Raw genomic sequence first — 24,765 nt, forward strand, 5'->3', positions numbered from 1 at the left:
CTATTCAAATCTATTAATGTTAACTACACACTAGTTTTAGTTTTTTTAAATTGAATCACATAAGAAGATGTTTTTTCTCCAAGGGCATTTCTTTCTATTCCATATTGAATTGGAGCATGGTTGCATTCATACCCAAAGTAATCTCCATACAGCTTGGATTTGAAGGTACTTCCGTTAGAATCCAATTGTAAATATGGGTAAGAGCTATGATTAGGTAATTGAATAATTTTTAACATAGGTTCCCCAAAACAATTTTTAGTGTGTATTTATATTATACACACTTATTATAATAACGACGGAAGTTTACGATTTTGATACTAAATCTACCCATTCGCTTGCAATTGGTATTGGGGGTTGAGCTGCATATATTCCTATCTATAACCAATGGCACAACCTTAAGGGTGGCTTTCCTTCCAATTAGTCTTAAGTTTTAGTTGAAATTCTATATAATAAATCTGTTTAGGATTCACGCCCGACCGTTCGTGCTGAGGAGGAGCGAGAGCGACGTCTCGAAGCATTCGCGCAAGAGCAAATCAATGGGGTTAGATCATGTTTTGGATTTATATTCTTGAATGTAATGATAAAAGTTATTATACGGGACATACTGATAACCTAGAGGGACGACTTGCTCAACATAAAAACAGAATGATCCTTGGCTGTTATACAAGCACAAGATTGCCAATTCAATTGGTGTACTCTCAAGGATTTAATACACGCGAGGAAGCACTTGCTGCTGAAAAGCAAATAAAAGGATGGAGTCGAAAGAAAAAAGAGGCATTAATTAATGAGGATTGGCAAGCTTTAGTGCATTATGCAAAGCGTAAACGCTAATCTTGTGTCTATGCTTCGAGACGTCGCTCTCGCTCCTCCTCAGCACGAACGGTTCAGGAATAACTCTCTGAAACATTCTTACAACCCATAGTGTCAACTAAAACTTAAGAGCTAATTTGGAAGGAAAAGCTACGAGACATGAGTCAATACCTTAATGAAATCACTTCATTAAACCAAAACTACCGAGTTTAACAATTGTTGGGTATAGGGGTGTTCTGGCTGATTAAGAATTTTTTTACAGGTTCCATACTCCACTGCCAAACCGTCTTTCATTACTAATACTTCATCAGCAATATAGGAAACAACACTCATATTATGGGTGATAAACAAAAAAGAGAGGCCCGTTTCTTGTTGCAGTTCTTTTAATAAATTGAGAATTTGCGCTTGAACAGAGACATCCAGAGCACTGGTTGGTTCGTCACAAATTAAGATATCAGGTTCAGTAGCCAAAGCCCTGGCAATACAAATTCGTTGCCTTTGACCTCCTGAAAATTGATGAGGGTAGCGATCTAAGCTGGTGCTGGGTAAATTAACCAGATTAATCAGCTGTTTCTGCCTCGCCCTGATAATTGCCCGCTTCATTCCTTGTGCCTGCATGCCCTCAGCTATTATTTCTCCTACAGTCATGCGTGGATTCATCGAAGAAAAAGGATCTTGAAAAATAATTTGAACTTTTTTTCTATATTGTCGCAAAGCCCCCCGCTTAAGAGATAAAACATCCTGATCTCTATAAATTACCTGTCCTCCTGCTACAGGTAATAGGCGTAATAATGCCCGGCTGGCGCTCGTCTTTCCACAGCCGGACTCTCCCACCAAAGCTAAAGTTTTCCCTTGCTGCAAGCGAAAAGAAAGCCCATCAACTGCCTTGAAGATGACCTTGTGTCGGCTAAATAGTCCTTTTTTTTGCTCAAAATGTACTGATAAATCCGTCACTGTAAATATAGTTTCAGCGTGTTCCCGAGCAACATCCCAAACCAGTTTATTTTTTTCCAATTCGGGTAATTGTTTCAATTCAGGATATAAATGACAACGCAAAATACGATTGTTTATCGGCTGCAATTGCGGTTCTTCGCTAGTGCATCGTTCAAATGCATAAATACAACGTGGATGAAAACGACATCCTGATGGTAAGGCATCTAAAGTAGGTACACTACCTGTAATCACCGATAATTTTTCTTCGCGCTTGGCAAAAGACGGTAAGGAAGCCAGCAATTGTTGAACATAAGGATGGCCAATCTGAGAAAAAAAATCTTCAACTAATGCCTGTTCCACTACTTGTCCTGCATACATCACACAGACTCTGTCAGCCATTACCTTTACCACACCCAAATCATGAGTAATGAGTAATAAGCTCATCTGATGAATATGTTGTATTTTTTTCAATAATGCCAATATTTGTGCCTGAATAGTAACATCCAGAGCAGTAGTCGGTTCATCAGCAATCAAAATATCCGGCTTACATGCTAAAGCCATGGCAATCACCACGCGTTGCTTTTGTCCGCCAGAAAGCTGATGAGGGTATTGATGAATTTTTATTTGCGGTTGAGGCATTTCCACTTCATTCAAAAGATCTAAAAGTGCCTCTTTAAGTTCGGCTCCGGTAAACGCATGATGTCTTACCAGAATTTCGCAGATTTGCTCTCCTATAGTCATTACCGGATTTAAAGCAGTCATGGGCTCCTGGAAGATCATTGCCAGTCTTCGCCCCCTTAATTGCCTCATCATTTGCTCAGGCAAATTTAAAATATCTTCTCCATTAATATTGATTTGGCTATCAATACCATAAACTCCATTTCGCGGTAACAGACGCATTAAAGCCAGAGAGGTCAAAGACTTCCCACATCCAGACTCTCCTAATAAAACCAGAGTTTCACCAGGATGCAAGTTAAAACTAACTCTATCTAGAGCAGAAATAATTTTATTAGGACTCTGGAAAGCAACTGATAGTTGATTGATTTCCGCAACATTTTGCATGGTTTAAATCGCCGATTTATTATTAGTCCACTCTACCAAGAGAAGGGTTTAACTGGCAACTAAATAGGGCCAGGGAAAAATGTTCTATGTTATTGAGAAGAACCCCATAAGGACAATTACTTTGATTTGACGTAGTTAGACATAGTTTTATCCTTAAAACCAAGAGGCTGATTAAGTATACTAATTTTTCATTGCCTTTTCTCCAAACCAACCAGGGAGATTGGTAAATTCCTTTTTTCATTTTTAATCTAATCTACCCTCTTCGACACTTAATTATGTTAAAATGGATCTAGTTTATTATTGAGTGAATACCATGTCAGAAACTTACAATGCCGAAGCGATTGAAGTCTTAAATGGCCTTGAGCCTGTGCAACGACGTCCTGGTATGTATACCGACACCACCCGCCCTAACCATTTGGCACAAGAAGTCATCGATAATAGTGTCGATGAAGTACTTGCTGGATTTGCAAGTCATATTCGAGTGACTCTTCATGAAGATGGTTCAATCGAAGTTGAGGATAACGGACGAGGTATGCCTGTAGATTTACATCCTCAGTTAGGTTTAAGTGGTGTTGAAGTGATCATGACTCGTCTTCACGCCGGTGGTAAATTTTCTGATAAAAATTACAGCTTTTCTGGCGGATTACATGGTGTGGGGGTATCTGTAGTCAACGCCTTATCCGAACGCCTTGATGTAACGATTAAACGTAATGGCATTGTTTACCAAATGTCATTTGCCAATGGCGATAAATTATGTGAATTAAATGAAGCTGGTATAGCTAAAAAACGAGAAACAGGAACCACTATTCGTTTCTGGCCTAATGCTAAATATTTTGATACCACTAAAATCTCTTTAAAACACCTCACTCATGTATTAAGAGCAAAAGCCGTATTATGCACCGGTTTGTCCATGACCTTTATCAATAAGATGACTAACGAGGAAACTCATTGGTGTTATGAACACGGTTTAACGGATTACTTAAGCCAAACCTTGCCCGCTGATTATTTACCAGAAGAACCTTTTGCTGGTGAATTCAAAAATGATGAGGCCACGGTGGATTGGGCTTTAGTTTGGTCAGAAGCAGCGAACAGCAGCTTAAATGAAAGTTATGTTAACCTGATCCCTACAGTACAAGGTGGGACTCACGTTAATGGATTGCGTTCTGGTTTATTCGATGCGATGGCTGAATTTTGTGAATTAAGAAACCTCCTGCCCCGTGGAGTGAAGCTAACCGCCGACGATTTATGGGAACCTTGCCAGTATGTCTTGTCTGTTAAAATGAAAGAACCTCAATTTGCCGGACAAACCAAAGAGCGATTAAGCTCTCGTCAAACAGCCGCCTTTGTAGGAAACGTGATTAAAGATGCTTTTGCCTTATGGTTAAATCAGCATCGCAATCAAGGTGAAGCAATAGCGGCTTTGGCAATAGACCGCGCCCAAAAACGTTTAAAACAAGCAAAACAAGTGGCTCGAAAACGAGTCAGTCAAGGACCAGCTCTTCCCGGTAAACTGGCCGATTGCTTGCAAACAGATCTAAGTCAGGCTGAGTTATTTTTAGTAGAAGGTGATTCTGCAGGCGGTTCCGCGAAACAGGCACGTAATAAAGATTTTCAAGCTATTTTACCCTTGCGTGGTAAAATTCTTAACTCCTGGGAGGTGGATTCTACTCAGGTTCTGGCTTCCCAGGAAATTCACGATATTTCAGTCGCTATAGGGGTTGATCCGGGATCAGATGATCTGACTGGCCTGCGTTATGGTAAATTATGTATTCTCGCTGATGCAGACTCGGATGGCGCTCATATCGCTACACTAATATGTGCCCTGTTTTTACGACACTTTAAACCCTTGGTTAAAGCCGGGCATGTTTTTGTCGCCATGCCTCCTTTGTTTAGAATTGATGCTGGAAAAATTGTCCATTATGCCCTGGATGATGAAGAAAAAAATCGTATTGTTGATCATCTAAACAAAACAGCAAAAGCAAAAGTAAACGTTCAGCGTTTCAAAGGCTTAGGAGAAATGAATCCTATCCAATTGCGAGAAACTACCATGGATCCTAATACCCGGCGTTTGGTTCAACTCACTCTTGATGATGAAGAGGGTACTGAGGCAATTATGGATATGATGCTTAATAAAAAACGGGCTGGGGATAGAAAACTCTGGTTAGAAACCAAGGGTAATCTGGCAGAAGTGTGATTCAAAACTCGCACTCACATAATTAATTGAGGCGACCAGTTGCCTTATTGTCGCCATCTCGAGCGTTAGCAAGGGAGCTCCGCACCAGACACTGCACTACTTCCGGGAGATTCCTCGCTAACGCTCGAGATGGCATTAATATCAATTCAGCTTCAATAACGGCACTATATTCGAATAATCATCCGTCCATAAAAACTGCTTCTTATCATCCGCTGAACGCCACTTATTCTCTTTTAATTTAAGAATTAAATTTTGATTAGCAGTAAGCACAGCCCATTCAGAGGGAAACTGGCCAAACTTGGCATTTCCCTTATCCAACAGAGACAGTACGTTTAGACTTAATAAATGTCCTGCCGCATTAAGAAGTGGCAATAAATCGAGATGTCTGTTACTTAAATTAACCAATATAACTCCATCCGGAGCGATTTTTTTCTTATAAAGAGTAAACGCCTCTATAGTCATCAGATGTACGGGGACAGAATCTGAATTAAAAGCATCCAGAATTAATAGTTTCTGCGAGCCATCAGCTATTTTTGCTAAAGCCAGGCGACCGTCATTTTTAATGATTTCTATATGAGGAGAACAGTCGCGCAGGTAGGTAAATAGTTGCGGATTTTTTGCAATATCAATTACTTGCTGGTCAATCTCAATCACATTGACATGATCTGCATTACGAAATTGGCACAACATAGTCCCAATACCCAAACCGATTAGAGTCACTGACATGGAATCGAACTCCTGTTCCATCGTTTCAACTACGGTTTTTGTGGCACCATAATAAGATCTAAAAGCATTAATTGGTTTCTTTTCATTAATAAACTGTAACCCATGCAGGGTAGATTGACTGACTAATGCACGAGCTTCCTTTTTATCCAGTACCTGCTTCACCCCGTAGAAATTGCGCTCCTGCAATAAGATCTTGTTTTGATTAAACATAGGTAAATAAATTAATAAAAATAAAATAAACATCGAAAGAAATAGACTGGATTTATTCTGTTGCACTAAAACGATTAGACTTAAAGCGATGATTGCAATCAATTGATGGGTGGATATCCCCTGAATTGTGGGAATAAAATAGTGAGTCACTACCAATGCTAAAATGACTAATGGTAGCCAACCTCCTCGTGTAGATTTTGTCACTGGCACGACAAGTAAACTTAACAAGATTGCCAAAGGATATTCGTAAACTTGATTAAACAAATGCGGAGCTAAAATTCCGTTAAAAATGCCAGCCAGTACCCCGCCAATGGCTAAACAAAAATAAAATAAGGTAAGCGATTGAGGTTTAGGCCTTCGCGCAAATAACTGACCATGACAAAGAACAGCTAAGATAAAAAAGCTTAATAAATTAAACAGCACCAGTTGCCAAGCCTTTACATTCTCCACGCCAATGATAATTCCCAGAATGGTAAATATTAGAAAGAACATGTAATTTCGAATAACCCATGCCTGGGAAATTAAAGGTTTTGTAGTAAAAGTGACTACAAAAGAAAGTAAATACAGGGCGAGCGGTAAAACCCAAAATAAAGGGGTAGCAGCTACATCTGTTGTAATATATAAGGTAACGCCTAACATCAAACTGCAAGGAATGAAACTTAAAAAAACCCAATACAGCAACTCCCCCCAATGCCTTGATTCCTTATCCTTTTCGATGGGCGGTAAAGGCTGGTAACGAGCAATAAATAATATAACCGTCAATAAGCCGATATAGACAAAATAAGTTATGCTCCAAAGATGAAATTGAATGGTTAAACCCAGAAACCGTTCAATTATCCAAGGGTAAAGAATCAGAGCCAATAAACTACCCAGATTACTGGCTATATATAAAAAATAAGGATCCGCAGCTCCTTTCCCTTGAGTCTGACTGTAAGCAAATTGTAACAAAGGTGCCGATGCCCCAATAACAAGCAAGGGTAATCCTATTTGAGTTAATAGACTATACAGAATACCCCATTCAGGTTGAGCATCCATACTCAAGGGGTGAAATAAAAGAGGGAGTGCGATTAAACTTAAAACGACCAATATCATATGCACCAAACGCCATACAACAGGTTTATTAAAGAAGCTAAGCAGCCAGACATAACCGTATGAAACCAGCAAAACAAACTGAAAAAAAAGCATACAAACAGTCCATACAGCTGGAGTGCCTCCATACACAGGAAGCAAGGTTTTTGCCACCATAGGCTGAATACTAAATAAAAGTACTGCACTTAAGAATAAACTGACTGGAAATAAAAATCGTAGCACAAGCAATCCTTAGCAAAATAATTAAATCAATCAATGAGATATTGAAATTTAAAGGTCCCTCTTCAATAAGCCTGGGGCACGTCCTTGCGAATGTAGTGAGGAACTCAGAACTGGCTTAACTGCCTGAATTTGGAACTCCTTGCTGCGTTCTGGGTGACGTTTTCTCGAGTTTTTTGATAAGTACATCGAGAGCGACTCCTTTCTAATATTAAGAATATTATTAATTGAATCCATCATAGGGAAAGTGCAGAATGGTTACAATAGCTTAGCGTAATCCCCATCTTTATTTATCCAGAACATTGTCCTATTTTGTTTTAATTGAAGTTAAGACTAAACTTATAGAAACAGTAAGTTGATGATTAGTTAGTCCCAATAAGAAGGACTTGAAAATAATGAACATTAAAATCTTATTATTAGCCTTTTGTTTTTTATTCTCTACTTCTGGTTATTCTGATATTAAGATTGGTACCCTTATTTTTAATCCGCCATTTATCCTATCTCTTGGTGCCGGATTTGATATGGACTTAACTCGATTGCTTTGTAAGCGTCTGAATGAACAGTGCCATTTTATTCCCATGACTATCGATCAGCTCTCTAATGCATTGCACAATGGAGAGATTGATATGGCAATTGGTGGAATCTCTATTTCTCCCACTCAAAAAACTGATTATATTTTTAGTTTGCCTTACATGCTAAGTAAAGGACAATTTTTGGTCTTATCAGATGGTCCTTACCAATCATTAAATAAGTTACAAGGCAGCACCGTCGGTGTGGTACAAGACGATCTTAATGGGGGTGTTTTTTATAATTATTTACAAACTACTTATCACGGACTCTTTAAAATTCAACAATACGCAAATGTATCAGATATATTAAGTGCTTTGAATTCTAAAGTGATATCAGCAGCCTTCCTTCATCGCTCAGTGGTTAATTACTGGACTCAACAAGATGGAAGCAACTTGCCCCCCCTGGGACCCATTGTTTTACTTGGAGATGGTATCGCCTTTATGGCCTCGCCTAAGAATAAAGAATTAATTGACCGCATCAATGTTTTATTAAAACAAATGGAGCAAGATAATACGTACCTCAATTTATATAATACTTATTTTGCCAATGAATGATCTTTCAAATTTAAATAAGATATTTCCCTGATTTAAAATAAAAAACCCGCCATGAGGCGGGTTTTCACAGGATAGCAGTGCAGATTACATCATTCCGCCCATACCACCCATTCCGCCCATGCCGCCCATATCACCAGCGCCAACAGCATCATCTTTCTTAGGTAAATCAGCAACCATGCACTCTGTAGTTAACATTAAACTAGCCACAGAAGCTGCATTTTGTAATGCCATACGAGTAACTTTAGTTGGATCCAGGATACCTAAATCAACCATATCACCATATTCACCAGTTGCAGCATTGAAGCCGTAGTTATCTTTGTTTTCAGATACTTTATTCACGACAACAGATGCTTCATAACCAGCGTTAGTTACGATTTGACGCATTGGTGATTCAATAGCACGACGTAGAATATTGATACCCATGTTTTGATCGTCGTTATCGCCTTTTAGTGAATCCAATGCTTTTTGAGCACGAATCAGGGCAACACCACCACCTGCAACGATACCTTCTTCTACTGCAGCACGAGTAGCATGAAGAGCGTCTTCTACACGAGCTTTCTTCTCTTTCATTTCTACTTCAGTAGCAGCACCTACTTTAATTACTGCAACGCCGCCAGCTAATTTAGCAACACGTTCTTGTAATTTCTCACGATCGTAATCAGAAGTAGTTTCTTCCATTTGAGCACGAATTTGAGTAATACGAGAATTGATTTCAGCAGCTTTGCCTTCACCATCAATGATAGTAGTGTTTTCTTTAGTAACAACGATACGTTTAGCAGTACCTAAGTCTTCTAAAGTAGCAGCTTCTAAGCTCTTGCCAATTTCTTCAGAAATAACTTGGCCAGCAGTTAAAATAGCAATATCTTGTAACATTGCTTTACGACGATCACCAAAGCCTGGTGCTTTAACAGCACATACTTTAACTATTCCGCGCATGTTGTTAACAACCAGAGTTGCTAAAGCTTCACCTTCAACATCTTCTGCAATAATCAATAATGGACGACCAGATTTTGCAACACCTTCAAGAACAGACAACATGTCACGAATACTGGAGATTTTCTTGTCAACCAATAAAATAAATGGATGCTCAAGCTCACAAGTCATGTTTTGTTGATTGTTGATGAAGTAAGGAGAAATATAACCACGGTCAAACTGCATTCCCTCAACAACAGATAATTCATTTTCCAGACCATTACCGTCTTCAACAGTAATAACGCCTTCTTTACCTACTTTTTCCATCGCTTCAGCAATAATAGAGCCGATTGCTTCGTCAGAGTTAGCAGAAATAGTACCTACTTGAGCAATTGCTTTAGTATCTTTACAAGGTTTAGACATAGCTTGTAATTTTTTAGTTACTGCTAAAACAGCTTTATCTATACCGCGTTTCAGATCCATTGGGTTCATGCCAGCAGCAACAGCTTTGTTACCTTCAACAAGAATAGAGCGAGCCAATACAGTAGCAGTAGTTGTACCATCTCCTGCGGTATCAGAAGTTTTAGAAGCAACTTCTTTAACCATTTGAGCGCCCATGTTCATGAAACGTTGTTCAAATTCAATTTCTTTAGCAACAGACACACCGTCTTTAGTCACAGTAGGAGCGCCGTAAGATTTTTCTAATACAACATTACGACCGCGTGGGCCCATAGTTACTTGAACTGCATCAGCTAATGCATTAACACCAGCAAGCATTTGTAGGCGAGCGTCGTCACCAAAACGTAATTCTTTAGCCATTATCTTTATCTCCTTAAACGATTAGATTACTTCTCGATTACACCCATGATGTCGTCTTCACGCATCACGACTAATTCTTTACCGTCAACTTTCACTTCGGTACCAGAGTACTTGCCAAACAGTACTACATCACCCACTTTAACCGCTAAAGCACGAACATCACCGTTATCTAACACTTTACCAGCGCCAATCGCGATGATCTCACCACGCATGGGTTTTTCAGTAGCGCTATCTGGAATAACAATACCACCAGCTGTGGTACGCTCTTCTTCCATACGACGAACAACAACGCGATCGTGTAAAGGACGAATTTTCATACTTTTATCTCCTGATTTAATTAAACTCTGAGTCATGAGTATTGCCTACCAAGAGTAAACAATACCGATGCACCTGATATGGGGTCAGGAAGATAACTTTCAAGGGTAAAAACAAAAAATATTTTGGTTTTCTTATTACTGGCACTACAATGAAAAATAAACATCTACAGCATCAAGGCTCAGAATGAAAAAATGTCTCTTTTTACTACTCTTTTATTTTACAGCTTTTATCATTCATGCTGACCCGCTACCTGCTGCAGAAGTCTTTCAAGTTGAGGTGAAAAAAGTAGATCCTAATACTTTTGTCATTGACTGGCAGATAAAGCCCAATTATTTTTTATACAGCGACCGGATCAAATTAATTCCTCAGCCCGACAGCAACATTAATTTAGGAACTCTTCGCTTTCCTAAAACGCAGACTAAAACCGATAAAAATGGCCATGTCTATACCGTTTATCGTGATCAATTATCGCTTCCAGTAGGTGTTTTAGGAAACAAGCCCGGGGAAGCTCTGCTTGATCTTCATTACCAAGGTTGTGCTGATGATGGATTTTGCTACCCACCCGAAGTAAAACAAATTAAATTGTCCATAGATAAAAATTTAGCTTTATCCGACGTTTCTTTAGAACAAACCACTCATGAAGAAGCAACCCCCAATCCAATAGAACAGCCTGACGAGATTTCTCAAATCTTTGCCACCCATAGCTGGGCCATGATCCTCCTTATTTTTTTTGGTTTTGGTTTGCTGCTCTCGTTTACCCCTTGTATCTTACCCATGGTTCCCGTGCTCTCGGGAATTATCGTTGGTCACGGAAAAACAGTGACTACCCGCAAAGCATTTTTCCTTTCTTTAAGCTATGTGCTGAGTATGTCCGTTACTTATGCACTATTTGGGGCAATAGTCGCCCTACTTGGAGCCAATCTGCAAATCAGCATGCAATCACCTTGGGCTATTAGTCTATTTAGTTTGATTTTTATTCTTCTTGCTTTATCAATGTTTGGATTTTATGAGTTCAAATTACCCGATTCCTGGCAAACAAAAATAGCAGGCTCAAATCGTGCCCAAAGAGGTGGTCATTATATTGGAGCTGCAATTATGGGATGTCTGTCCACCCTGATATTGTCTCCTTGCGTCACCGCTCCTTTAATTGGTGTCTTAACTTATATCGCTCAAACCAAGAACATACTTTTAGGTAGCCTCACTTTATTTGTCTTAAGTTTAGGCATGGGAACGCCCTTGCTTCTTATTGGCACTTCAGCAGGAAAATGGTTGCCTGAATCTGGAAGTTGGATGAATGCGGTCAAAGCGTTCTTTGGAGTATTGCTCCTTGCCGTAGCCATTTACCTGATGGCGCGAATTTTACCGCCTCGACTCATCATGCTTTTTTGGGCATGCCTGTTTATTTTTTCAGGCATTTATGCAGGCGCCTTAACTCACTCACTGACAAATCGAGAAAAATTCTGTCAAGGGGTGGGAATTATTTTGTTGGGTTATGGATTATTAATCCTGATAGGCGTCAGCATGGGCTCTACTAATCCCTTACAGCCATTGTCTAATGTAGAGGCAGCAAGTGCTGAGAGCTCTGCGCTTGCTCCCAGACAAATCCAAACCCTTAGCGGTATTAAGACTGCTCTTAGCGAAGCAAAAGGAACACCTGTAATGCTTGATTTTTATGCTGATTGGTGTGCTTCTTGTAAAGTGATGGAGGCAACTACGTTTAAAAACGCACAGGTCAAGAATGCTTTAAGCCGTTTTGAAATCATCAGAATTGATGTTACTGCTAATAATGCTAATGATCAGGCCATAATGAATCATTTTAAGGTGGTGGCTCCCCCTACTTATATATTTTTTGATTCGCAAGGCAAAGAACTTGTTCATTTAAAACAGGTCGGTGAAAGCTCTGCGGAAAAATTTTTAGGTGTATTAAATCAAGTAAAATAATAAATAGATTGCAGCGCTAGGGCAAACTTTTATTCCTCAGGATGCCCACATCGCTACATTGACATACCAGTGCTTTCTGCTTCAGGCCCAGCCTTCCAGTCGGCAATAAGATTACTGATATATTGTGATATTTTTTCCCAAAGATCTCGTTTGTCGAATACATCAGCTACTTCACGACTGGGACAATCAATTTCAAGGCTTTGAATTTCATATCCTTTATCAGTAAAACTATATTGAGTCGTTGTTCTGGCATGATATTTGTTAGGATCCGTAATGAGGTCCCTTTTTTTACCTTTATCTACTATTTCCTGGTACTTATTATCCTCTTTAACAAGTACACCATCTTCTGTAGAAGTAAAATCAATTCGGGATAAAGGATCCGTGCACTTTACTGAATTGCTAGATACAAGATTGGTATTGAAGTTAGTAGCATGCTGTAGGCCTGTCTGATGAAAATTATCCAGAGCATTTTCCAACAATGCATCTAGCTTATCTCCTTTATATTGACTGAAAAGTGTTGTTTTAAAAAATTCTTTCAGTTCTTTTCTACTCACAAATGGTTCCTGCCTTAAATCAGATAGTTTAGTACCATTAATATAATATTCACATTTATCTGGAGCTGTTATGAGTCTGTTCCAATCCGATAAAGATTGAATATCTCGTGGTTTGGCGTCGTTATATTTAAACAGAGTTAAATTTGAGTACTTCCAAAAACTGGGTTTAGGAACCATACACTTTCTCCCCGTCTCTGTGAGTTTATTCTGTATGCTGGTAAAGAATTATTTATACTGTTCAGAAAACTCAATAAATAACTCAAGCATCATATATATCTTATATAAATGATAGATTATTAAACAATTATTGCCGAATTATTATCGCGTAAATTTTTTGTAAAGGAGCGTAATGCCCTCATGCTTCGCCCCTTTCAAACCCAGAATATTTTCTTATCGGATTATTCTCCAGGATTCAAAAACTATATTCATTCGCATTAAGCATAAATTAAAACGAGACTTGTTTTAATTGCTCCTCCATTTGAATGCTGGTTAAGTTCACGTACTGTTTGTGCTTCATCTCCAGCTTCATCTTTTCCTGCATGGCTGTTTTATCTAGTGTTTGATATATTTCCTGCAATTTTTTCAGGGCAAGCAGGCGAGCAATTTCCCCTTTATTTAAACTCATTTATTATTCTCCAGGGCAATTCGGTTGGCTAATATAATATAAATTTTTTCCCCTCAAAAAGGAAAAGCCCTTTATTTTCGCTTTCTTTACACGCCTTTAATTTCTTCAACATAATCCTTGAAACTTCACTCTCTCTGTCGACAAACCCACTCAAAAAGCGGTATAATTCGTTCACTTTTTTTACAGATAGAATTTTATGAATCATAAGGTCGGGTTTGTTAGTTTAGGTTGTCCTAAAGCGTTGGTAGATTCCGAGAGAATCATTACGCAACTTCGTGCTCAAGGTTATGAGTTGGTGTCGAGCTATCAGGATGCAGGTGTAGTTGTGATTAATACCTGTGGCTTCATCGACAGTGCCGTAAAAGAGTCTCTGGACACTATTAAAGAAGCAATGGCTGAAAATGGTCGCGTTATTGTAACCGGTTGTTTGGGAGCCAAAGCAGATGTCATTAAAGAAGCCTGTCCGGAGGTTCTCCATATTAGTGGAGCTCATGCCTATGAGGAAGTAGTTAATGCAGTACACCAGCATTTACCGCCACCGACCGATCCCTTTACTCAACTCATTCCTCCCCAGGGAGTAAAACTAACCCCACGTCATTACGCCTATTTAAAAATATCAGAAGGCTGCAATCAAAAATGTACGTTCTGCATTATCCCGACGATGCGTGGCAAATTGCAAAGTTATCCTATGGCTCAGGTTCTGAGCGAAGCAAAAAAATTAAAAGCTGCTGGCGTCAACGAAATACTGGTTATCTCTCAAGATACCAGTGCCTATGGAGTTGATACACGTTATCAAGAGATTGAGTGGCAAGGAAAAACCATCAGTACTCGTTTTTATGATTTATGTCAGCAATTGGGCGAATTAGGTATTTGGGTACGCCTGCATTATGTATACCCTTACCCTCATGTGGATGACATTATCCCTTTAATGCGCGATGGTCTGATCCTCCCGTATCTGGATATTCCTTTACAGCATGCTAATTCACGCGTCTTAAAAGCGATGAAACGCCCGGCAAGTAGTGAGAATACTTTACTGCGCATTGCATCCTGGAGAGAAGTTTGTCCCGATATTACCTTGCGCTCAACCTTTATTGTTGGCTTTCCTGGTGAAACAGAAGACGAATTTGCCGAACTATTAGACTTTTTGGAAGCAGCACAATTAGACCGAGTAGGCTGTTTCAAATACTCTCCCGTTGAAGGAGCAAAAGCTAATGACTTGGCGTCCCCGGTGCCAGAAGAGATAAAAGAAGAACGTTACCATCGTTTTATGCAGCTCCAGGCAGAAATCAGCCGCAATAAATTGGAACGTAAAATTGGCAGTACTCAGACCGTGCTTGTTGATGAAATAACCGAAGAGCAGATCATAGCCCGCAGTAAAAGTGATGCTCCTGAAATTGACGGACTGGTCTATCTACCACCCACCCCTGGAATTACCGTAGGTTCTTTTGTTGAAGTCACTATTACGGATAGTGATGATTACGATTTATACGCGGAAAAAATTAATAATACCGGAATGGCTGATTAGATTATTTGCCAGGGGGATTGTTCTTCAGTATTGATTAAAGACCATCCCCAAGCCTAGAATTGAATTTTCTTAAGCTTAATCCCTCTGGCCGCTGTTCCCTTCGATATAATCAAGATACCCACTTGCCAAAGCTCCCCTATTAAACTAATTTTAACATACAGAGATAATATTGACTTCGTAATGGACTTTAGTCGTTTTCATCAAGATGCCTCAGTCTAACTGACGATAAGGATGGGTAATTTGGCTATTTATGAGGCGAGCAAACAAATCGATGTCTTTGCATACCCTCCAGCGTGGCGTATCGTAGCCCCTCCATTGCTGTTTTCTTTACTTTGTATCCTGTTATATTATTACGCCAACTACCTAGTCTTTCATGTTGTAACAGAATTTTTCTCCATTGTTGTTGGATTAATAGCAGTCACTGTGGCGACAACCACCATTCAGTTTACGCAAAATCAATTTGTTGTTGTACTTGCCATAGCATCAGGCTGGTGTGCCGGGATAGATTTCTTTCATTTGCTCGTTTATAAAGGAATGAATTTATTACCTGAACAACCTGTTACGGCAAGTACCCAATACTGGATTATTGCTCGCTTCCTGCAAGCATTTGCTTTTTTAGTCTCTCCACTTTTTTTATATCGACGCGTCCCTCTTTTTATAATGCACCTCTTTTTTGGTGGAATTGCCTGCATTTTTAGTGCAGCCATTTTTATGGGCCATTTTCCTGTGACCTTTGTTGAAGGGCAAGGGGTTACCTCATTTAAAATCATCTCTGAGCTGTCCATTATCCTGATGCTATTTGCGGCGATGATTTACTATTGGCATGAACGCTTGATGATGACCACCGTTCTATTTTATGCCTTACTGGCATCGATGATAGCAATGGTTCTATCGGAGTTTTGTTTTATTAATTATACTGATTTGTACAGTATACAGGGTGTGTTTGGCCATCTGTTAAAAATATTTACCTGTTGGTTTATTTACGTTGCTCTAGTAATCACTACTTTACGGCAACCGTTTAACATGTTAGCCCGTGCAGCAAGTACTTACGATACGATTCCTGATCCCACACTCATTATACATACCGATGGGTTGATATATCAGGCAAACGAAGCGGCAGGTCATTTCACCAGCCTGCCCCCAGAAAACCTTGTTGGCCTATCCAGTCATCTTATGTTTCATAATAGCCATATTCCCCAGGAACAATGTCTTGTATGCAGCCATCTTCCTAAAAAACGAGAGCGTTTTATAACCGAAATTGATAAGGGAGCCGATGGCTGGATTGAATGCAGCCTGACGCCAATCATATCAATATACTATGATAATACATGGGTGCAGGTCATTCGTGATATTACGGTGCGAAAGCGACTGGAAATACAAAAAAACAAACTGTTACTTGAACTTGATAAACGCATCAAAGAACTCCATTGTCTTTATACCGTTGCGACTTTAAATACCAATGAAGAAGCTTCGATAGAGCATCTATTGAAAGAAGTCGTCACCGTATTGCCTTCTGCATTTCAATTTCCCAATAGAATGGGGGCTCGAATTAGAAGCAATTGGGGAGTATTTTGCTCTCATAAGAAACTTAAAAAATATTTTTATAATCTGGAAACAGCCCTTGTTATCAATAAAACACTCATAGGAGTAATTGAAGTCTTTTACCTTGACGAAGCGCCAACCCCTCAAGAGATTTTTTTAAAAGAAGAACAAAACCTCCTAAATGCCGTTGCAAAACAATTAAGCGATGCCATTAACCGCATATTAACTTTAAATAAAAACCACAAATTAGTCTACCTCCATGAAATGCTAAGCGCCATTAACCGTTCAGCTCTTCGCTGTACTAATTATGAAGAGTTAATCATGGGGCTCTTTGATATTATGCTAAAGCGTGGTACCTATAAGGTGCTCTTGATTGCTGTCAAAAACCAACAACTGGACAGTTTCACCCTCATGCATTTTCATGGCATTAAAACAGAGGATTTAGTCTGTTTAAATCAGGCCATTACTAATCCTGCAGGTTCAATTGGCCATTTTATCAATCAATTGAACAACGGAAAGGTGGTTAATGTTTCCAAAGGTTCAAATTGGGTAATAGATGAATGGACACACCTCTTAGAGACAATGGAAATTAATGATGGTTTTATTATCCCCTTGCTCTGTGATAAAAAAATATTTGGGTTTATTGCGGCTTACGGGAAAGATTACAACCATATAAATAGCGAGCAAGAATCACTCTTAAACGAAATTGCATCCGATGCTTCATTTGCCCTGACTGGATTTATGGCCAATGAACAACGTACGGTTGCAGAAAAAAAAGCAGCAATTTTAGAGCACCGCTTTAGTGAAATATTTATGAAGTCGCCTTTACCTATCCAGATTATTTCAAAAAAAGATAATAAAATTATTAGCATTAATACCGCCTTTGAAGAATGGCTAGGATATTCTTTAGCGGAAATTAAATCGGAAACTCATTGGGATGAGCGATTTTTTGGACATGCTGACTCTTCACTAAGTGATGGGCAATGGTGGCAAAATTTACCTTTAAGCAAGACGGAAGAAACGAATTTTACCTACCAAGATATTACAGTCTATAGCAGAAGTGGCGCACCTCGAATAGCCCGTATTATTCCTTTATTTTTAGACGATCAGGTTATTTTATTCTGGATGGATTTAACGGACATCCGTAATAACGAAGCAGCGTTACGTGAAAAAGAGCAAAATTTTCGTAACGTGATTGAGCAACCATTTACAGGAATTTATGTCCGCGATCAAAAACATTTTGTTTACCTGAATTCTCGTTTTTGCGAAATGATTGGCTATCAGGCCGAGGAATTGAAAGATAAGAATCTGCACGATTTACTGGTCAATGATGAAGCTTCCAAGCAAATGGTTATAAAAAACTTTCAGTTGGTTCAAAAATCTCACACCTCGCTGAGTTACCTACTTCCGTTTCAACGTAAAGATGGGGTAAAGATTATTTTGGGGGTGCACGGCACACCACTAACCTGGAATGGAAAACCCGCTGTTTTAGCTATCGTGCAAGATGTCACCGAGGCCGAACACGCCCGTGAGCAAATTAATGATTATGTTATCAAATTAGAACAAGCCATTAAGGGAACATTTAATGCAGTATCTCATATGGTTGAACTGCGCGACCCTTACACAGCAGGGCATGAAAGACGGGTAGGATTAATTGCCAAAGCCATTGCTAAGGAAATAGGCTGGCCCCAGGCACGCTGTGATGCGCTTGAGCTGATGGGACTTGTTCACGATATTGGCAAAATATCAGTGCCCGCGGAGATACTGTCTAAACCAACTCAATTATCAACTACGGAAAAGGAAATGATGAGGGGGCATGCCCAGGCAGGCTATGAAATTCTCAAAGACATTAAGTTTGATTCACCGGTTGCTGAAACTATTTTGCAACATCATGAACGAATGGACGGTAGTGGCTATCCCCGAGGCTTAAAAGGCGATCAAATTATTCCTGAAGCTCGCGTTATAGCGGTTGCCGATGTTCTAGAGTCAATGTCATCTCATCGTCCTTATCGACCCGCCTTAGGTCTGGAAGCAGCTATAGATGAGCTTTTACGCGGACGAGATAAAATATACGATGCCGAAGTGGTGGATGCGATGATCAGGCTTATTCGCGAAAAGGGGTATCAAATACCAATTTAGTAAACTTTAGCTGTCGGGAAACATTGCTGAAATCGCTCTATTCCCTTCTCTATTAAGGAATCTCGAGATGTCGAAGGAGCAATTGTCAACTGTTCCTCAAGTCAAATAGCCTGAATAAATGTTAACTTGAAATTAAATCGAAATCATATGGGCCATTAACATAATAGTCTCATTGATACATAGGGCCAGATTCTGCATTATTGTTATTCGCGCCCTCACCATTGGCATCAAACCTTTTCTGCCCAAAAAATCTTGGTATGTCTCTTGTACTTAACCTTTTTCTATTTAATCTATTAGGCTCAGTAGAACTCAATTTTCTGGCGATACATTCAGTTTTTGTTTCATTAGAAGGTAAAACAGGCTCACTATCCTTGCCTCTTATAAACATCCGAACATCATCCAAGCTAATATTATTAGTTGCAGGAATAAAATCAGAGACGGTATCAGCTTCACCGGAAACCTCCTGGCGGTTATTAAGATGTCTTTGGTGAGTACGTATTTCCTTTTGAATACTACCTAAAGACAGCATTTTCTCCAGATATGATTTCGTACCGCTTTCGTCCATAGACATTAGAATATCTCTTGTAATGAGAGGAAGAAAAGGAACACTACGCTTACATGTGAGTTGACGAAGATGATAAAAATTCCCATAAGGAGAGATATATTTAAAGAGATCATTCAGTAGTTCATTATCATTATCTGATAATTTAATTCCTGATGACTCTGAATTTTTAAATGATTGATGAGACAGTGCCTGTATTATCCAGGCAGCACTTTGCAAGTCTTTACAGGGTTCACCGCATAATTTCAGGGCAGTGCACATATAGAGTTGAAAGACCTTGGTACGTGAACCATCATCAGGATTGGCAGCTGAGACATCATGATAGACGCGATAATAGAGTCTTTCCGAGAACTCCTGCATTGCAGTAAAATTGGGAGAGGCTTTCTTCTCTTTTGCATTAATTGCCTCTTGCATCAGTTCATAGAATTTAAGTGTACTAAAATGTAGGCGGTCGTAGTTAAAGATTTCCTCTGATAGAGTTGTGGCATACTCAGCAATCCGATCCGGGCTTTTATCTGACACACTGGAGATAAATTTATCATGCTCAATAAGACTATCTGCATTAGAAGGCTTATCAATACTCTCTGATGGGGAACTGTTATCTCTTGTTGCTATCTTGTTTAATTTATCAAAAAAGAAACGTGCTGCTTTATTACGATTCATCTTTTCACATTCATATAAGAAGCTTAAATCTAATATCTTTTCGCATTCCCCCATTGCATAAATCCCATAGGCCAGTTTAGAAAGCATCAGACTATCAACCTTGATAACCCCTTCCTCGCCCGGACCCGATATAGATTCGTTGCTAAACAACACACTCATTAATGATGCGACATTGCAACAATTCGATACCTGACTGACGAGATAAGGCTGAAAGGGAAGATCCTCCGGAGATAAAATCTCTTGAGGTTCTCTTACTTTTGCAAGATAAGTTGATGCAGAAATACATCCATGAGATGATAAAGAAGTTGTCTTTGCCTTGCTGAAATCTGTTTCAATACTATTTGAACCCGTTAAATCAACACCCTCAAGATTTGTATCATTAAGGGATAAACCTTCCAGGTTTGCAAATTGCATCATCGAATTTGAAAATGAATTGTCAGTTCCGAATTTTGTTTGGGTTAAGTCAATAAAATTGAGTTTCGCTCTATTAAATTTCGTTCCATTTAGTAGGGCGCCCTTAAATTGAGAATCAAAAATGGCGCAGCCATTAAAAGAGGTATTGGTGAGATCGGCACCATTAAAATTACATCTATTAAAAATAACATCATCAAAAGTAGCCATACTCATGTCAAAATCTCGAAAGTCCAACTGGGTACAATAGACAGTAATGTTCTTATTCCCTTGAAAATAAAGATTCGACATATAGCTAAAAAATCTGTCAATTCCAAAATCATAATAATCCAACTGATTATTTCTAAACGATTTTAAATACTCCTTAATATCATCCAACGTCGCAAAAATAATGTAAGAACTTTGGTGCGGTATATTATTCTCATCCTGAACTGGTACAAAAGATCCCTTACCGATGACTTCATTGTAGATTGAGTTTCGATGACCATATTTTACACATTTGATTTTCTTTTTAGCAGGAGTGTAATATTGGTATCGCTTATTATTGGATGCACTTATGGCTCTTACAATTTGCTGCCGCACCCCAATATTACTCATAAATTCTGATACTGATACTTCCTTACTCGAAGTTAGTGCAAGTAGCTTGTTGCTATTAACTTTTGCTGATTGATTAATACCGGCTAATACGAAGAGTAATTTCAATGAACTCTTATCCAGTGGATTAGAGCGATCTTTAATCCTCTCGTCCTTTTTTAAAATAGATGTACTGCATTGAGCTATATGATGAGCGAAGCGAATGACGCCCGCATCCGATGATTGGAGCAATCCTAATTGTTCCTCGTAACTTGAAGCCAATTCATATGCAACTGGTAGAAAATAACTTTTAATATAAGATAAATAGATCAATCGATTTAATTCGGTTGTATTATTTGACTCGAGTGAAAGTGATTCTTTATTTAACGTTTTCGTCATATCTGCTACGAATAATGATAAAACAGTAGGGGCAGCAGATTTCTGTTTTAAAGATAAGCTGAGCTCGAGGACCGTCTTTCCAATATATTCAATAAAATGATTAACGAATAACACGGTGTTTGTTTTAACCTGACTGAAATCTTTCTTATCCTTCATATCCATTACCCTCAGAAATGTTAATTAATACTCCTATAGCGAGGGATATAGAATGCTGAGAACACCATAATACCTCTACCAAAGAAGTAGCGAGAGATAAAAAATGCAGGTTAATTGAGAGAAGCATGTGGAAACGATTAGCACATCACTGGGTCAAGATCTCAAAGAAGATTTCTCTGCGCACGTTTTTTCTGACGCATAGAACTCTCACCTGATTATTTACCTCAGTGACGAACCCGTTTATTAATTAATATCTAGGTAGAAAATTACCAGTCCTCCAAATAGTCCAAGTAATCCAATGGAGAAGATAAGTCACAGATAGCATATGTATTTGATTGATACATGCAATAATTGAATCATTTTAAATCAAAAAGAATTTATTTGTCAATTTCATGCTCACTAATTTAACAGTATTTAGAAATATCAACCAGCAAAGAGTCTGATATTGACTATCATGTACGCTATTCAACGATAGGACTTGATGATTCATTTTGATAGATGGCCTCACATATTTCCGCCACTTTGGCCTGTATTTCCTCACTATTGACCGGCTTGGGCTGTAGTATTTTTTGATGTAGTAAATAATGATAATGCTGATAGGCCTTTTTCAATACAGTCCACTGCTCTTTAGTTAAAACATGAGCAAGGAATAGCTGCCTGATCTGGCTTAACGTATGAGTATATCGAACCATTTCTGGTTGATGGAGATTAAGCACCAGAAACTGAACTAAAAACTCCAGGTCCAACAACCCGCCTCGAGCATGTTTTAAAGGATCTGTTTCCTGATGCTGATCAATTTTCGCCCTCATAGCCCGCACCTCTTGTTGTAATGCTGCCCGGTTTCTTACTGAAGACAATACCGATTTTTTTAACAGTAAAAAGGAGTGTTTTATCTTGGGGTTTCCTATAATAACGCGCGACTTTAATAAAGCTTGATGCTCCCACGTCCATGCTTGATTTCTTTGATATTCGACAAAAGCATCAACATGGCTTACTAATAATCCCGCAGCACCAGAAGGTCTAAGGCGTGTATCCACTGAATATAAAACGCCTGCTTGTGAACGAATGGTCAACATATGTAATATTTTTTGAGTCAACCGAGTCACTAATGCTTCCTCAGAGGGCTGAACGCTATGTAAAAAAACCAAATCCAGATCAGAAGCATAATTCATCTCCCGACTGCCGAAAGTTCCATAGGCAATAATTGCAAAGCGCGATTTAATTTGCGCCATTTCTGGATTACGTAAAGATAATTGCTCACAGGCTATAGCTAATACCTGAGAAACAATCACTTGTGCTACATCAGATAAAAATTGTCCAATTCGAACGGCATGACACAAACCATACAGCTCGGCACGAGCAGCCATCAGCCAATGGGTTAATTTAAACTGACGAAGAATTTCTTCTTGTAATTCTACATCAGAACCGTGTGATAGTTTCTCCATCAATATCTGTTCTAATTGAGATCGAGAAAGGGGTCGCCAACCCTCTTCCTGATCTAATAATACTTCTAATAAGAAAGGCTGGCTTACCAACAATCCGGTGATAAATGGGCTATTAGCAAACCAAAATAATAATTCCTTTAAAGCCTGGGGATTTTCGGTTAATAAGGCAAGATAGGCACTGCGACCTACAATATTCTCCAGTAAATGCATTACCTGCAATAACACCTCATCCGTTTTGGCAAAATGAGTTAACTCAGTAAGCAGTAACACCATGAAGCGATCCAGTCGCATGCGCGCTCCTTGAGACAAGCGCCGGCAACGAGGGCCATGTCTGAATGCATGGAGCATTTGGTAACAACGCTGTGAATTTTCAAAGCCCCAACTGGTCAATAAATTAATGGCCATCGAATCTTCAACATGCCCCTGCCAAAGACTGGATAACTGATTTGCTAAAAGTCGTTTTTCATCTTCATATTCCTCTACCCGACCCAACACTGAATGAAAAGAATGACTGATAATACGTTGATACTGATGTAGCTTGGCTAAAAAATCATCCCAGTTAGAGTAGCCCATCGCCAGTATGACCTGAGTTTGCCTTATCTCATCTTCGGGCAGCGAGTGAGTTTGTTGATCATTCAGACTTTGCAGGACATTTTCCAGCTTTCGTAAATAAAGATAAGCTTGTCTTAATGCATCACTGCGCGGTAATAATTGAGCCTGTTTTAAAGCACTCAGAGCACCCATTGCACTTTGTTTGCGTAACTGAGGCAATCGCCCACCGCGAATTAATTGAAAATTTTGAATAATAAACTCTACTTCTCTAATACCGCCCTGCCCCCGTTTAATATCATTAAGACGTGGATTCAATTGTACTTCTCGCTCAATCATTGCCTTCATACTGCGCAAAGATTCAATAACACTAAAATCAACATAGCGCCTGTAGACAAAAGGAGTAATCAATCGTTCAAACCAGGGAGGCGTATCCTCCACAGCTTCAGCAATTACCCGTGCTTTGACCATAGCATAACGTTCCCAATCACGTCCTTGTTCCTGATAATACGTTTCCATAGCAGCTAAACTGGAAACCAGCGGACCACTGTCTCCATTGGGTCGCAGTCTTAAATCAACTCTGAATACAAATCCATCTGCGGTCACTGTTTGTAATACCTGCACTAATTGTTGCACTACCTTGCTATAATATTGCTGATTGCTAATCTCTTCTTCACCATCAGTATTCCCTGCCATACTAAAAGCAAAAATCAAATCGATATCTGAAGAATAATTTAGTTCCCTTCCTCCAAGTTTTCCCATGCCAAGGATAAACAATGGTACCTCTTGCCCCCTCTCGTCTTTGGGCAGACCATAGCGAACAGACACAGACCGACGACAATAGTTCAACGCATGTAAGATAATTGCATCAGCACAATCAGACCAGGAAGTCATGATCTCTTCAGTACTTGCCAGCCCCGCTAGCTCAAGAAGTAATAAGCGTAAAAAATGGGTATGGCGAAAATGACGTAATTCACGTAAATAAAGTGCCTGCGGTAGATCTGTGTTTAAATTGTTTATAGACCTAAAATAATCTTCTCTTTCCAATAAGGAACTGCACGTATCTTTTGCTAATAAGGAAGTTAACAAGGCAATTTGTCTGCACGCATAATCACTAATAAGAATCAGTTTTTCAACGCTGTCTTTCAAGGGATGATTTAAATGAGACAAGTGCTTTTCAATAAACCAGGATTTTGAAGATAAAACCTCTGGTATTACTCTCTTTTGGGGCATAAATAATTCTGTTCGTGAATCTGGAAGCTTAA

Annotated in this window: 15 protein-coding genes; 6 read left to right on the forward strand and 9 right to left on the reverse strand. The window is 39.1% G+C overall.

Annotation, left to right across the window (positions count from 1 at the left end):
• Window positions 1-23: 23 nt before the first annotated feature.
• Window positions 24-236 carry a hypothetical protein gene (locus LOX96_RS07520; protein WP_250422852.1) on the reverse strand — a complete coding sequence of 71 codons (213 nt, stop codon included), beginning with the start codon at window positions 234-236 and terminating at the stop codon, window positions 24-26.
• A gap of 313 nt (window positions 237-549) precedes the next feature.
• Between LOX96_RS07520 and LOX96_RS07525 the strand changes: the two genes are divergently transcribed.
• Window positions 550-831: a GIY-YIG nuclease family protein gene (locus LOX96_RS07525; RefSeq protein ID WP_250422850.1), complete on the forward strand. Its 282-nt coding sequence runs from the start codon at window positions 550-552 to the stop codon at window positions 829-831.
• 168 nt (window positions 832-999) lie between these two features.
• Here LOX96_RS07525 and LOX96_RS07530 read toward each other — a convergent pair whose 3' ends face one another.
• On the reverse strand, window positions 1,000-2,805 hold the full coding sequence (locus LOX96_RS07530; protein ID WP_250422848.1) for an ABC transporter ATP-binding protein: 1,806 nt from the start codon (window positions 2,803-2,805) through the stop codon (window positions 1,000-1,002).
• Window positions 2,806-3,118: 313 nt separating this feature from the next.
• Here LOX96_RS07530 and parE point away from each other — a divergent pair, with 313 nt between their 5' ends.
• Window positions 3,119-4,999: a DNA topoisomerase IV subunit B gene (gene parE / locus LOX96_RS07535; protein WP_250422846.1), complete on the forward strand. Its 1,881-nt coding sequence runs from the start codon at window positions 3,119-3,121 to the stop codon at window positions 4,997-4,999.
• A gap of 141 nt (window positions 5,000-5,140) precedes the next feature.
• Here parE and LOX96_RS07540 read toward each other — a convergent pair whose 3' ends face one another.
• Window positions 5,141-7,246: a spermidine synthase gene (locus tag LOX96_RS07540; RefSeq protein WP_250422844.1), complete on the reverse strand. Its 2,106-nt coding sequence runs from the start codon at window positions 7,244-7,246 to the stop codon at window positions 5,141-5,143.
• Window positions 7,247-7,638: 392 nt separating this feature from the next.
• On the opposite strand from LOX96_RS07540, the gene LOX96_RS07545 reads away from it, so the two are divergent.
• Window positions 7,639-8,367, forward strand: a complete 729-nt coding sequence (locus LOX96_RS07545; RefSeq protein ID WP_250422841.1) for a transporter substrate-binding domain-containing protein — start codon at window positions 7,639-7,641, stop codon at window positions 8,365-8,367.
• Window positions 8,368-8,451: 84 nt separating this feature from the next.
• Here the strand turns inward: LOX96_RS07545 and groL are convergent, their stop codons facing one another.
• Window positions 8,452-10,101 carry a chaperonin GroEL gene (groL, locus tag LOX96_RS07550; RefSeq protein WP_250422900.1) on the reverse strand — a complete coding sequence of 550 codons (1,650 nt, stop codon included), beginning with the start codon at window positions 10,099-10,101 and terminating at the stop codon, window positions 8,452-8,454.
• 23 nt (window positions 10,102-10,124) lie between these two features.
• Window positions 10,125-10,415 carry a co-chaperone GroES gene (groES, locus tag LOX96_RS07555; RefSeq protein WP_250422897.1) on the reverse strand — a complete coding sequence of 97 codons (291 nt, stop codon included), beginning with the start codon at window positions 10,413-10,415 and terminating at the stop codon, window positions 10,125-10,127.
• A gap of 184 nt (window positions 10,416-10,599) precedes the next feature.
• On the opposite strand from groES, the gene dsbD reads away from it, so the two are divergent.
• Window positions 10,600-12,357 (forward strand): protein-disulfide reductase DsbD, encoded by a 1,758-nt coding sequence (gene dsbD, locus LOX96_RS07560; protein WP_250422838.1) that lies wholly within the window; start codon window positions 10,600-10,602, stop codon window positions 12,355-12,357.
• A 53-nt stretch (window positions 12,358-12,410) separates the two neighbouring features.
• Here the strand turns inward: dsbD and LOX96_RS07565 are convergent, their stop codons facing one another.
• The gene (locus tag LOX96_RS07565; RefSeq protein ID WP_250422835.1) at window positions 12,411-13,088 is read right to left on the reverse strand and encodes a hypothetical protein; all 678 of its coding nucleotides are present in this window, start codon (window positions 13,086-13,088) and stop codon (window positions 12,411-12,413) included.
• 268 nt (window positions 13,089-13,356) lie between these two features.
• Window positions 13,357-13,536 (reverse strand): hypothetical protein, encoded by a 180-nt coding sequence (locus LOX96_RS07570; RefSeq protein ID WP_250422833.1) that lies wholly within the window; start codon window positions 13,534-13,536, stop codon window positions 13,357-13,359.
• Window positions 13,537-13,732: 196 nt separating this feature from the next.
• Here LOX96_RS07570 and rimO point away from each other — a divergent pair, with 196 nt between their 5' ends.
• Window positions 13,733-15,061 (forward strand): 30S ribosomal protein S12 methylthiotransferase RimO, encoded by a 1,329-nt coding sequence (gene rimO, locus LOX96_RS07575; protein WP_250422832.1) that lies wholly within the window; start codon window positions 13,733-13,735, stop codon window positions 15,059-15,061.
• Window positions 15,062-15,301: 240 nt separating this feature from the next.
• Window positions 15,302-18,742, forward strand: a complete 3,441-nt coding sequence (locus LOX96_RS07580; protein WP_250422830.1) for an MASE3 domain-containing protein — start codon at window positions 15,302-15,304, stop codon at window positions 18,740-18,742.
• A 169-nt stretch (window positions 18,743-18,911) separates the two neighbouring features.
• Here LOX96_RS07580 and LOX96_RS07585 read toward each other — a convergent pair whose 3' ends face one another.
• Together LOX96_RS07585 and glnE are read right to left on the reverse strand one after the other, a co-directional pair.
• Window positions 18,912-21,506: a RasGEF domain-containing protein gene (locus LOX96_RS07585; protein ID WP_250422828.1), complete on the reverse strand. Its 2,595-nt coding sequence runs from the start codon at window positions 21,504-21,506 to the stop codon at window positions 18,912-18,914.
• A gap of 461 nt (window positions 21,507-21,967) precedes the next feature.
• The gene (glnE, locus tag LOX96_RS07590) at window positions 21,968-24,733 is read right to left on the reverse strand and encodes a bifunctional [glutamate--ammonia ligase]-adenylyl-L-tyrosine phosphorylase/[glutamate--ammonia-ligase] adenylyltransferase (protein WP_250422826.1); all 2,766 of its coding nucleotides are present in this window, start codon (window positions 24,731-24,733) and stop codon (window positions 21,968-21,970) included.
• Window positions 24,734-24,765 lie beyond the last annotated feature (32 nt).

The organism is Legionella maioricensis (assembly GCF_023618015.1).
In the GTDB taxonomy this organism is placed as follows: domain Bacteria; phylum Pseudomonadota; class Gammaproteobacteria; order Legionellales; family Legionellaceae; genus Legionella; species Legionella maioricensis.

Excerpts from the sequence above, each read along its gene's own strand:
- LOX96_RS07520 (WP_250422852.1), bottom strand. The coding sequence starts at position 236 with ATGTTAAAAATTATTCAATTACCTAATCATAGCTCTTACCCATATTTA.
- LOX96_RS07525 (WP_250422850.1), top strand. The coding sequence starts at position 550 with ATGTTTTGGATTTATATTCTTGAATGTAATGATAAAAGTTATTATACG.
- LOX96_RS07530 (WP_250422848.1), bottom strand. The coding sequence starts at position 2,805 with ATGCAAAATGTTGCGGAAATCAATCAACTATCAGTTGCTTTCCAGAGT.
- parE (WP_250422846.1), top strand. The coding sequence starts at position 3,119 with ATGTCAGAAACTTACAATGCCGAAGCGATTGAAGTCTTAAATGGCCTT.
- LOX96_RS07545 (WP_250422841.1), top strand. The coding sequence starts at position 7,639 with ATGAACATTAAAATCTTATTATTAGCCTTTTGTTTTTTATTCTCTACT.
- groES (WP_250422897.1), bottom strand. The coding sequence starts at position 10,415 with ATGAAAATTCGTCCTTTACACGATCGCGTTGTTGTTCGTCGTATGGAA.
- dsbD (WP_250422838.1), top strand. The coding sequence starts at position 10,600 with ATGAAAAAATGTCTCTTTTTACTACTCTTTTATTTTACAGCTTTTATC.
- LOX96_RS07565 (WP_250422835.1), bottom strand. The coding sequence starts at position 13,088 with ATGGTTCCTAAACCCAGTTTTTGGAAGTACTCAAATTTAACTCTGTTT.
- LOX96_RS07570 (WP_250422833.1), bottom strand. The coding sequence starts at position 13,536 with ATGAGTTTAAATAAAGGGGAAATTGCTCGCCTGCTTGCCCTGAAAAAA.
- rimO (WP_250422832.1), top strand. The coding sequence starts at position 13,733 with ATGAATCATAAGGTCGGGTTTGTTAGTTTAGGTTGTCCTAAAGCGTTG.
- LOX96_RS07585 (WP_250422828.1), bottom strand. The coding sequence starts at position 21,506 with ATGAAGGATAAGAAAGATTTCAGTCAGGTTAAAACAAACACCGTGTTA.
- glnE (WP_250422826.1), bottom strand. The coding sequence starts at position 24,733 with ATGCCCCAAAAGAGAGTAATACCAGAGGTTTTATCTTCAAAATCCTGG.